We start from the raw sequence: 8,715 nt of genomic DNA on the forward strand, positions 1-8,715 counted from the left end.
GGTCCGCGCACCACGGATATATGCATGGCCGCCGCATAGCGGTCCGCTCGCGCCGCGCATCAGCTTCCTTCGGATTCACGTGCTTCGATCGCGGCTGCGACCTTCTCGTGGCCCGCCGACCACAGCGCATGCTCATCGCTGCCGTCCGAGTAGGGATTGGCTTCGGCCGGGATGTTTTCGCGCGCGGCGCGTTCGCCCTCTGCAAAAGGATCGCGATCGGTCATCGTGATTTGGCCTTTCTGACTTTGGAACGCGCAGCCCCGCTTGGCAGGGTCCTTGTTTGCGCTGATCGCGCCTCCATCCTCGCTTTCAAGCTGATGTGACGGGATTTGTTCCGGAACGCGTCTTGGACGCGACCGTTGACAGCCAAAGGAGCATTCCCGATGGCCCCGTCGCCTGCAAACACTTCAATCAAGATCTTGATCGTGATCCTCAGTCTCGCCGCGATGCCGGCGGTGTCGTTCGCGCAAACGACCGGCGCCGCGAGCGGATCGACGGGAGGCGTCGCCAACTCCCCGGCGCCGCCGCCCGGCACCAACAGCCTCGGTACGGCGCAATCGTCCGGCGCCTCCCGCGGGGGCACCACCGGCGCGGCCACAAGCGGGTCTCCCGATGCCGCCGTCAATGCCGAGAACAAGCTGCTGGACAAGAAGATGAAGGGCATCTGCCGCGGCTGCTGATGCTCGCGTGGAAGTGAGACAGTGAGGCTGTCAGGAAGGCGCGGCTGACGGTAGCTTGGTCCCGCTTTGAGCGTGGAACGTCTCCACGCGGAGGATCGAGTGATGTTACGCAAGATGATGATGGCGGCGCTGGCCGTCGCGGCAGTCGGCTTGTCGGCGCCGCAGGCGGCCGAGGCGCGGGGCGGTTTCGGTCATGGTGGCGGCGGCTGGGGCCACGGCGGCGGCGGCTGGGGCCATGGTGGCGGCTGGGGCCATGGCGGCCACTGGCGTGGCGGCGGCTTCTGGCCCGGAGTGGCGATCGGGGCAGGTCTCGCCGGCGCCGGCTACTATGGCGGCTATTACGGCTACGGTTACCCCTACTACGGCGATCCCTATTACTATGGTACCGGCTACGACGATGGCGGTTATGGTGGCTGCTATGTCGCGCGGAAGCGTGTCATGACGCCGTCCGGCTGGCGTGTCCGCCGCGTGGATGTCTGCGAGTAGCGGCCACGAGGCTCAGCCAGACTAGGAAGCCAGATCTACCAAAAGACTGGACCCACTAAAGAACAAGGCCGTTGACGCAGTATACCGTCAACGACCTTGCCAGCCCCGGACATTGAAATCGGCTCACGCCATCCGGTAACCGCCAGCATGGCGCGGAATCATACGGGGGAATGTGATCCAGTTCACATGTGGAAAAATTTAAGTCGCAAACCCTGACCCGGCTAACCGCGCGAGCGCTTGCGGGCACTGGCGTGGGCACGGCGAGACGGTTTCCTGCGGGTGACCGAGGGTGCCTCCGCCTCCGTGGCCCGGGCGCTGGCAAAGGACTGCCGAAGGCTGTCGATGGACTCGTTCAGCGTCGTGACCTGCTCGGACAGTCGCTTGGTGTCGGCCTGCTGGAATGCGAGCAGCTTCTTCACCGTCTGGAGCTGGTCCTGCACGACCTGGAGCTGGTCGATCGATTCCTGTTGGGTCGCCTCCAGACCCTTGGTCTTCTCGACGAGTTGCTCGGATGCCTGGGCCGTGCGGGCCTGGAGCTGCCGCGACGCCACCACCCGGTCGGTCTCAGGAGTTGCACCGGTATAGGCGCGCCAGATCGCAATCGAGGTCACGCCGGCGATGAGGAGCAGGAGGGCTGCGGCGGTCAGCGCAATCGGCTGGGCGCCAAGGCGAAGGAGGGGGTTGGACGGCTTGTCCTGGGCGAGATCGATCATCGCTGACAAAACCCAAATTGAAACTTGGTGAGTGGCGAAGTGCGGCAACCAGAGGTCGCCGGGACGTCCCGAAAGTGTTACCATTCAGCAACAAATGGGACCAAAAAGAGGCTAACGGCAAAAACCCAGCAATCAGTTGGTCTTGGGGCCCGTGAAGGTCCCCAAAAGAGCCGAGATCAAGGCTGGAACGGCGAAAACGGCCCCAAATAGGTCTTCGAGCGCGGCGCTGCATAGGGCCCGAGCCGGGAGGTTTTCAGTCCCAGCCGCACCAGTGATTCTGCTAGCGTGACCGCCGCGGCGACGCCGTCGACCACGGGCAGGCCATGTGTGGCGGCGAGCTCGGCGGCGAGGTCAGCCATGCCGGCGCAGCCGAGCACGATGGCTTCCGCCCGATCGTCGCGGACCGCGGCGGTGATCTCGACGGAGATCTTGCCGAGAGCATCAGCATTGCGCTCCTCGAGCGCGAGCACCGGGACCTCGGCGGCACGGACGCGAGCGCAGCGCTCGGCGAGGCCGTATTTCCGCAAATTATGCTCGATCGGCACGATCGAGACACCGAGCGTCGTCACCACGGCAAAGCGCGCCGCGATCAGGCTCGCCATGTGGAAGCCGGCTTCCCCGATGCCGATCACCGGCGCTTTCGCGGCGGCACGCGCGGCGTCGAGGCCGGTGTCGTCGAAGCAGGCGATGATGTGGGCGTCGGCGCCATCGCGGTCGGCGTCGCGGATGCAGCCGAGCATGCCGGGCACGGCGAAGGCTTCGTCGTAAAAGCCCTCGATCGAGACCGGGCCCATCGCGGGCTGGCGCGCATCGATCAATGTGTCGGGCAGGGCGACGCTGCGTGCTGCAGCGGCGATCTTCGCCGTCATCGACGCGGTGGTGTTGGGATTGACGACGTGCAGCCGCATCAGTTCAGACAAGCCCCTTGTCAGACAAGCCCTTGGCCGGCATCCGAGCCCTTGGCCGCCTGCCGTTTGTTGAGCATGTGGATGGTGCCGAGTGCAAGGGCGATCACGGTGAAGGACACCGCCGAGATCACGGTGCCGAGCGCATAGATGTCGGGGTTCGTCACGGTGGTGGTGAGGCCCTGGAGATCGAGCGGCAGCGTGTTCACCGCCCCGATCGCCTGGCTGGAGCGGGCGAGCTCGTCCCAGGACAGCGTGAAGCCGAACAGGCCGATGCCGATCACGGAGGGCAGGATGATCGGCAGCACGACATGACGGAAGGCCTGCCACGGCGTCGCACCGAGATCGCGCGCGGCTTCCTCGAGCCTGGGATCGAAGCGGTTGAAGATCGCGAACATGATGAGCAGGCCGAACGGCAGCGTCCAGGTCAGATGCGCACCGAGACCCGAGGTGAGCAGGCCCATCGAGGTTTCAAAGTTCTCGTTCCAGTGCGCCTTGATCAGATCGTCGATGATGCGGAATTCAAGCGAGATGCCGAGCGAGGTGATGATCGAGGGCACGATCAGGCTCGCGATCGCCGAGTAAAATAGAATGCCCTGCGCCTTGAACTTGCGGCGGAAGGCCATGCCGGCGGCGACCGACAGAACGACGGTCACAACCATCACGATCAGGCCAAGCAGCAGCGAGCGTCGGAAGGCCGCGCCGAGATCGACGATGCCGGTGCCCTGGAACAGTTTTGCGATCCAGAAGGTCGACACGCCGTTCATCGGGAAGGTGAGGCCGCCCTGCGGGCCCTGGAACGAGAGAACGTAGATCGCGATCATCGGGCCGTAGAGAAACAGCACATAGGCCGCGAAGAAGATCGCGAGCACGTAGAACGAGCGCGGGCGTCCTTCCTTCATGCTCTAGAGCTCCTTCTTGATGTCGACGATGCGCGACATCATGGTGATGATCAGGAAGGTGATGATGAGCAGGATCACGGCGTTCGCGGCGGCAGCCGGGAATTGCAACGCGTTCACCCGCGTCTCGATGATCTTGCCGGCGGCGGCGATCTGCTGGCCGCCCATCACGCCGATGGTGATGAAGTCGCCCATCACGATGGTGATGACGAAGATCGAGCCGATCACGATGCCGGGCTTGGAGAGCGGGATGATGACGTTGACCAGCGTCTGGAAGCCGGTGGCGCCGGCATCATAGGCCGCCTCGATCAGCGACTTGTCGATGCGCACCATCGAATTGAAGATCGGCACCACCATGAAGAAGGTGAAGAGGTGCACCAGCGCCAGCACCACGGAGAATTCGGAGAAAAGCAGCCATTCCAGCGGATGGTTGATCAATCCACTCTTGACCAGTCCGGAGTTCACGAGGCCGTTGCGCCCGAGCAGCGGGATCCAGGCGATCATGCGGATCACGTTGGAGGTCCAGAACGGGATCGTGCAGAGCAGCGACAGTCCCATCTGCCAGGTCTTGGACTTGACGTGGAAGGCGAGGAAATAGGCGACCCAGAAGCCGATGAAGAGCGTGATGACCCAGACCAGGAAGCACAGCTTCAGCGTCTTCAGGTAGGTCTTGGCGATGGTGCAGAGATCGGGGAGCTGCGCGATGCAGCCCTCGAACGTGTCGGTGTAGCCGCGGCCGGAGAACGCCGGCAGCAGCTGGTATTCGTTGTAGTCCCAGAACGAGACGATGACGACGAAGACCAGAGGGATCAGGAAGAAGGCGAGAAACACCAGCATCATCGGCCCGGCCTGGAGCCAGGAGATGAAGGAGGGCGACAGGCGCGTCGCTTTCGCGGCGCGCGCCGTGCCCGACCCCGGGATCAATCCCGGGGACGCCTGTTGCAGGATGTCCTCTGACGTGTCCATCACGTTAGGCCGCGATGAACTCGTTCCACTTGCGGACCATGTAGTCGTTCTCGTCCATCACGGCGTTCCAGCAGGCGACGCCGCCCATGCGGTCCTCGTAGGAGCCGCCGTCGCGCACCGCGCCGGCCTTCTCGAGCAGCGAGCCGTCGGGCGCCTTGATGTCCTTCTCGGCCGGCTTGCCTTCCATCCAATACGCCCACTCGTAGGGCTCCATATGCGCCTTGGCGGTGGAGAGCACGGCGGAGTAGTAGCCCTGGCGGTTGAGATAGGCGCCGGCATAGCCGGACAGGAACCAGTTCACGAACTCATAGGCCCATTCGAGCTTCGCACCGGACACGCCCTTGGAGACGCAGAAGCCCGAGGCCCAGGAGCGATAGCCTTCCTTGAGCGGCTGGAAGGTGCAGGGGATGCCCATCGAACGCACCTTCGTCACCGCCGGCGACCACATCGACTGGATCACGGTCTCGCCTGACGCCATCAGGTTGACGCTCTCGTTGAAGTCCTTCCAGAAGGCGCGGAACTGGCCGGCCTTCTTGGCTTCGGTCATCACCTTCATGGTGAGATCGATCTCTTCCTTGGTCATGTTGCCCTTGTCGGCATATTTGTACTTGCCGGTGGCTTCTACGACCATCGCGGCATCCATGATGCCGATCGAGGGGATGTTGAGGATCGAGGCCTTGCCCTTGAATTCGGGATTGAGCAGCTCCGACCACGAGCTGATCGGCCGCTTGATCAGGTCGGGACGAATGCCGAGCGTGTCGGCGTTGTAGACGGTCGGGATCAGCGTGACGAACTCGGTCGCCGACGTCGCGAACTTCTTGGAGTCCTTGCCTTCGAGATAGAGCACCTTCCAGGGCGCCGTGCCCTGGCCGCCGATCTTCTTGCCGCCGGGCGTCTCGCCCTTGGTGAAGACCGGCGTGATGTTGTCGAATTCCTTGATCTTCTTGGCGTCGAGGGCAAGGATGTTGCCCGACGGCACGATCTTCTTCAGCGAGAAATATTCGGTGTCGAGCACGTCGAAGGAGTTGGGCTGGGTCATCACGCGCTTGGTGACGTCGTCGGTGGTCGCGGTGATGTATTCGATCTTGATGCCGGTGTCCTTGAGGCACTGCTTGGAGATGTCGTCGCCCTCGTTCACGGCGGTGCCGAGATAGCGCAGCACCTTCGCATCGGCCGATTTCACATAGGGGAAGCCGGTGATGGCGCCGGAGCCGGCGGCGAGGCCCGCGAGACCTGCGGTGCCCTTGAGCAGCGTGCGGCGGCTGACGCCCTTCGTCCTGGTGGTCTCGGTCATATCAGTCACTCCTCTGTTGCGCATTCCAGTGATCGATCGGCGCTATTGCAGGCGTTGCGCCTTGGCGGGATCCCAGGTGGCCAGCACGCGGTCGCCCGGTCGGAACGGGTGGACGTCGAAGGCGGCCTCGGGGAGGTGGGAGAACAGGGCGGTGCCGTCGTCGAGCGTGAGCGAGACGGCGATGTAGGAGCCCTGGTACTCGGTCTGGGTCAGCAGCGCCGGCGCGCCGAACGCGCCCTCGGCGAACGGCGCGATGCCGAGCTGATCGGCGCGCACGGCGATGAGGTTTCCGGCGTCGCTGAGGACGTTGTGGCCGCCGATGAAGCGGGCGACGAATTCGGTGCGGGGATGGTGGAAGATCTCGCGCGCGGTGCCCTGCTGTTCGATCCTGCCCTGGTTCATCACCACGATGTGGTCGGCGAGCGCCATCGCTTCTTCCTGGCCGTGGGTGACCTGGATGAAGCTGATGCCGAGCTCGCGCTGAAGGCGCTTCAACTCGCCGCGCATCCTCACCCGCAGGAACGGATCGAGCGCTGAGAGCGGCTCGTCGAGCAGCAGGATCTGTGGCTCGGTGATCAGTGCGCGAGCCAGCGCCACGCGCTGCTGCTGGCCGCCGGAGAGTTGGGCCGGGAGCCGGCCCGCATAGGGCGTCATCGCCACCAGCTCGAGCAATTCGCCGGCGCGCTTGTGCCTGGTCGCGCGGTCGACGCCGCGCATTTTGAGGGCAAACGCCACGTTGTCGAGCACGGTCAGATGCGGAAACAGCGCGTAGGACTGGAACATCATCGCCGTGCCGCGCTTGGCGGGTTCGAGGTCGGTCACGTTCTGCGCACCGAGAATGATGTCGCCTTTGCTGACCGCCTCATGGCCCGCGATCATCCGCAAGGTCGAGGTCTTGCCGCAGCCGGAGGGGCCGAGCAGGCAGCAATAGGTCCCGGCCGGGATCTTCAAATTGACGGTGTCGACCGCCAGCGTCGTGTCGTAGCGCTTGGTGACGGCGACCAGTTCGAGAGCGGCGGGAGTGGCCATGGCGTGTCCGAGGGAGGGGCGATGCTCCCGTCTCTCCGCAAGGTCCGTGCCAACCGCCCTTGGCCGGCTGAATTCCAGAACTGTGCAGCAGAGTCAGGTCGTTAGATCAAATCTGCCGCCTTCGGCCGTCCCGGCACCCGTCTGCCTCGCTGCACACAAAACGGGCGCGGATTGTATAAACTTTCGCCTGTGATTGGATACAGGTCGTCGACTAACATTCAAGGCCGAACGTCGCCGATCGAGCCCTCACACCCAACCCTTCGAACCGATGGCCGCCAAGACTCGCACGAAATCCGACGCGCCTGATGCGAGCGATCGCGTCAGCCGTATCAGGGAGGGGGTGACCGCCGCGATCCTCGAGCATCGCCTGCTGCCCGGTACGAAGCTCGGCGAGGACGAGATCGGCGAGATCTACGGCGCGAGCCGCACGCTGGTCCGCACGGCGCTCCAGCAGCTTGCGCATGAAGGCATTGTCAACATCGAGAAGAACCGCGGCGCCTTCGTCGCGCGGCCGACGCCGGGCGATGCCCGTGAAGTGTTCGAGGCGCGCCGCCTGATCGAGCCGACCATCGTCGATCACGCGATCGATGCGGTGTCACCGGCCTGGATCGATCGCCTCCAGCAGCATCTCGCCGAGGAGCGCGAGGCGGAGCTGCGCGGTGATGCGCACGCCTCGGTCCGGCTCTCCGGCGAGTTTCATCGTCTCGTCGCCGAGATGAGCGGGCACAGCATCTATCTCGGCTTCCTGAAAGAGCTGATCGCGCGCTCCTCGCTCATCATCCTGCTCTACCGCCGCCACGACACGCCGGCCTGCGGCACCGATCATCACGCCGGCATCGTCGCCGCGATCCGCAAGCGCGACAAGCAGGCTGCGCGCGTGCAGATGCTGTCGCATCTGGACGAGATCGAGGCCGAGCTGTTCTTGAAGGACCCCGCCGCCGACGAGCTGCGGCTCGCCGACGTGCTGGGCGCGTAGAGCGTTTTCGAGCGAAGTGGATACCGGTTCGCGTAAGGAAAACGCGTCAAGACCAAAATCTACCGTTCCGTTCCGATGCAGTCGGAACGGAATTGGCACTAGCGAACCGCATCGTTTGCTTATGGCAGCGAAGATCCTTCGTTGCGCTTCATGATCTTTAGCACGAGCAGGATCGCGCCAACTATCAGGAAGAGAACGCCGAGGAAAGTCGTGCCGCCGGACTCGAAGGTCACGCCCACTGCGGTCAGCAGGCATCCGGCGATGATTGCGAGAAGTCCACCGAGCTTCTTGACCAGCAGGACATGTCCGTCACTCGTTTGTGCCACCATGCTACGCCTCGTTATGTCGCGCCTGCGTTGGCCGTCCCTGTTGCTTGTTTCCCGGTCGAGCAGGCCGGCACTATCGTACTCCTGAATACGCCGGTTGCAATCTGGCGTTGATCATAAACTTTTCGAGGTGGCGTTATTTGATTTCCATGCAAGTGAGACAGCTGCGCTTACTAAATTTCCTAAATTTCCTGCCTAGAGCCTGTTGCGATGCATCTCCGTGGGAGTCGTATGGCTGAATTGCATAATCTCCTTATGGTTGCAAATTGACTCTGGCGAACTGTAGGCATCAACTTACCCTTACACGGTTGAGTTCTGGAGCGGGTCGGCATGAGCTATGGCTGATTTTGGGTGACGCGGCCTGATCAGGCGGCGTGGCTTTCAGTGTTCGGAATGACTTCGATTCCGTCGATGAACTTTACACCGGCGATGACTTTCGGC

At 63.5% G+C, this 8,715-nt stretch carries 11 protein-coding genes; 3 read left to right on the top strand and 8 right to left on the bottom strand.

From position 1 onward, the window contains the following. Positions 1-59: 59 nt before the first annotated feature. A complete protein-coding gene (locus tag QJT78_RS36665) occupies positions 60-224 on the bottom strand; it encodes a hypothetical protein (protein WP_193375925.1) in 165 nt (54 codons plus the stop codon). A 159-nt stretch (positions 225-383) separates the two neighbouring features. Here QJT78_RS36665 and QJT78_RS36670 point away from each other — a divergent pair, with 159 nt between their 5' ends. Together QJT78_RS36670 and QJT78_RS36675 are read left to right on the top strand one after the other, a co-directional pair. Continuing rightward, positions 384-680 carry a hypothetical protein gene (locus tag QJT78_RS36670; protein ID WP_028150042.1) on the top strand — a complete coding sequence of 99 codons (297 nt, stop codon included), beginning with the start codon at positions 384-386 and terminating at the stop codon, positions 678-680. A 102-nt stretch (positions 681-782) separates the two neighbouring features. Beyond that, positions 783-1,166, top strand: a complete 384-nt coding sequence (locus QJT78_RS36675) for a hypothetical protein (RefSeq protein WP_038976276.1) — start codon at positions 783-785, stop codon at positions 1,164-1,166. Positions 1,167-1,387: 221 nt separating this feature from the next. Here QJT78_RS36675 and QJT78_RS36680 read toward each other — a convergent pair whose 3' ends face one another. The 6 genes from QJT78_RS36680 to QJT78_RS36705 all read right to left on the bottom strand — a co-directional run bounded on the left by QJT78_RS36680 (position 1,388) and on the right by QJT78_RS36705 (position 6,972). Then, positions 1,388-1,879 carry a hypothetical protein gene (locus tag QJT78_RS36680; protein WP_028150044.1) on the bottom strand — a complete coding sequence of 164 codons (492 nt, stop codon included), beginning with the start codon at positions 1,877-1,879 and terminating at the stop codon, positions 1,388-1,390. Between the two features lie 176 nt (positions 1,880-2,055). Beyond that, positions 2,056-2,787, bottom strand: coding sequence for an aspartate/glutamate racemase family protein (locus QJT78_RS36685; RefSeq protein WP_028150045.1), 732 nt, complete (start codon positions 2,785-2,787; stop codon positions 2,056-2,058). Positions 2,788-2,807: 20 nt separating this feature from the next. Beyond that, positions 2,808-3,686 carry an ABC transporter permease gene (locus QJT78_RS36690; protein WP_014494293.1) on the bottom strand — a complete coding sequence of 293 codons (879 nt, stop codon included), beginning with the start codon at positions 3,684-3,686 and terminating at the stop codon, positions 2,808-2,810. Between the two features lie 3 nt (positions 3,687-3,689). Beyond that, on the bottom strand, positions 3,690-4,649 hold the full coding sequence (locus tag QJT78_RS36695; RefSeq protein ID WP_038945489.1) for an ABC transporter permease: 960 nt from the start codon (positions 4,647-4,649) through the stop codon (positions 3,690-3,692). Between the two features lie 4 nt (positions 4,650-4,653). Further along, a complete protein-coding gene (locus QJT78_RS36700; RefSeq protein ID WP_028150047.1) occupies positions 4,654-5,943 on the bottom strand; it encodes an extracellular solute-binding protein in 1,290 nt (429 codons plus the stop codon). A 42-nt stretch (positions 5,944-5,985) separates the two neighbouring features. Continuing rightward, the gene (locus tag QJT78_RS36705; RefSeq protein ID WP_028150048.1) at positions 5,986-6,972 is read right to left on the bottom strand and encodes an ABC transporter ATP-binding protein; all 987 of its coding nucleotides are present in this window, start codon (positions 6,970-6,972) and stop codon (positions 5,986-5,988) included. Positions 6,973-7,240: 268 nt separating this feature from the next. Between QJT78_RS36705 and QJT78_RS36710 the strand changes: the two genes are divergently transcribed. After that, positions 7,241-7,948 carry a GntR family transcriptional regulator gene (locus QJT78_RS36710; RefSeq protein WP_038945488.1) on the top strand — a complete coding sequence of 236 codons (708 nt, stop codon included), beginning with the start codon at positions 7,241-7,243 and terminating at the stop codon, positions 7,946-7,948. 119 nt (positions 7,949-8,067) lie between these two features. On the opposite strand, the gene QJT78_RS36715 is transcribed toward QJT78_RS36710, so the two are convergent. After that, entirely contained in the window at positions 8,068-8,277 is a 210-nt protein-coding gene (locus tag QJT78_RS36715; protein ID WP_028150050.1) for a hypothetical protein, read from the bottom strand. Positions 8,278-8,715 lie beyond the last annotated feature (438 nt).

It is taken from the genome of Bradyrhizobium sp. Mp27 (genome assembly GCF_029953005.1).
Classification (GTDB): domain Bacteria; phylum Pseudomonadota; class Alphaproteobacteria; order Rhizobiales; family Xanthobacteraceae; genus Bradyrhizobium; species Bradyrhizobium barranii.

What these genes read in the sequence shown, in the direction of transcription:
- QJT78_RS36675 (WP_038976276.1), top strand. Translation starts at nt 783, where the DNA reads ATGTTACGCAAGATGATGATGGCGGCGCTGGCCGTCGCGGCAGTCGGC.
- QJT78_RS36670 (WP_028150042.1), top strand. Translation starts at nt 384, where the DNA reads ATGGCCCCGTCGCCTGCAAACACTTCAATCAAGATCTTGATCGTGATC.
- QJT78_RS36700 (WP_028150047.1), bottom strand. Translation starts at nt 5,943, where the DNA reads ATGACCGAGACCACCAGGACGAAGGGCGTCAGCCGCCGCACGCTGCTC.
- QJT78_RS36665 (WP_193375925.1), bottom strand. Translation starts at nt 224, where the DNA reads ATGACCGATCGCGATCCTTTTGCAGAGGGCGAACGCGCCGCGCGCGAA.
- QJT78_RS36715 (WP_028150050.1), bottom strand. Translation starts at nt 8,277, where the DNA reads ATGGTGGCACAAACGAGTGACGGACATGTCCTGCTGGTCAAGAAGCTC.
- QJT78_RS36680 (WP_028150044.1), bottom strand. Translation starts at nt 1,879, where the DNA reads ATGATCGATCTCGCCCAGGACAAGCCGTCCAACCCCCTCCTTCGCCTT.
- QJT78_RS36685 (WP_028150045.1), bottom strand. Translation starts at nt 2,787, where the DNA reads ATGCGGCTGCACGTCGTCAATCCCAACACCACCGCGTCGATGACGGCG.
- QJT78_RS36710 (WP_038945488.1), top strand. Translation starts at nt 7,241, where the DNA reads ATGGCCGCCAAGACTCGCACGAAATCCGACGCGCCTGATGCGAGCGAT.
- QJT78_RS36690 (WP_014494293.1), bottom strand. Translation starts at nt 3,686, where the DNA reads ATGAAGGAAGGACGCCCGCGCTCGTTCTACGTGCTCGCGATCTTCTTC.
- QJT78_RS36705 (WP_028150048.1), bottom strand. Translation starts at nt 6,972, where the DNA reads ATGGCCACTCCCGCCGCTCTCGAACTGGTCGCCGTCACCAAGCGCTAC.
- QJT78_RS36695 (WP_038945489.1), bottom strand. Translation starts at nt 4,649, where the DNA reads ATGGACACGTCAGAGGACATCCTGCAACAGGCGTCCCCGGGATTGATC.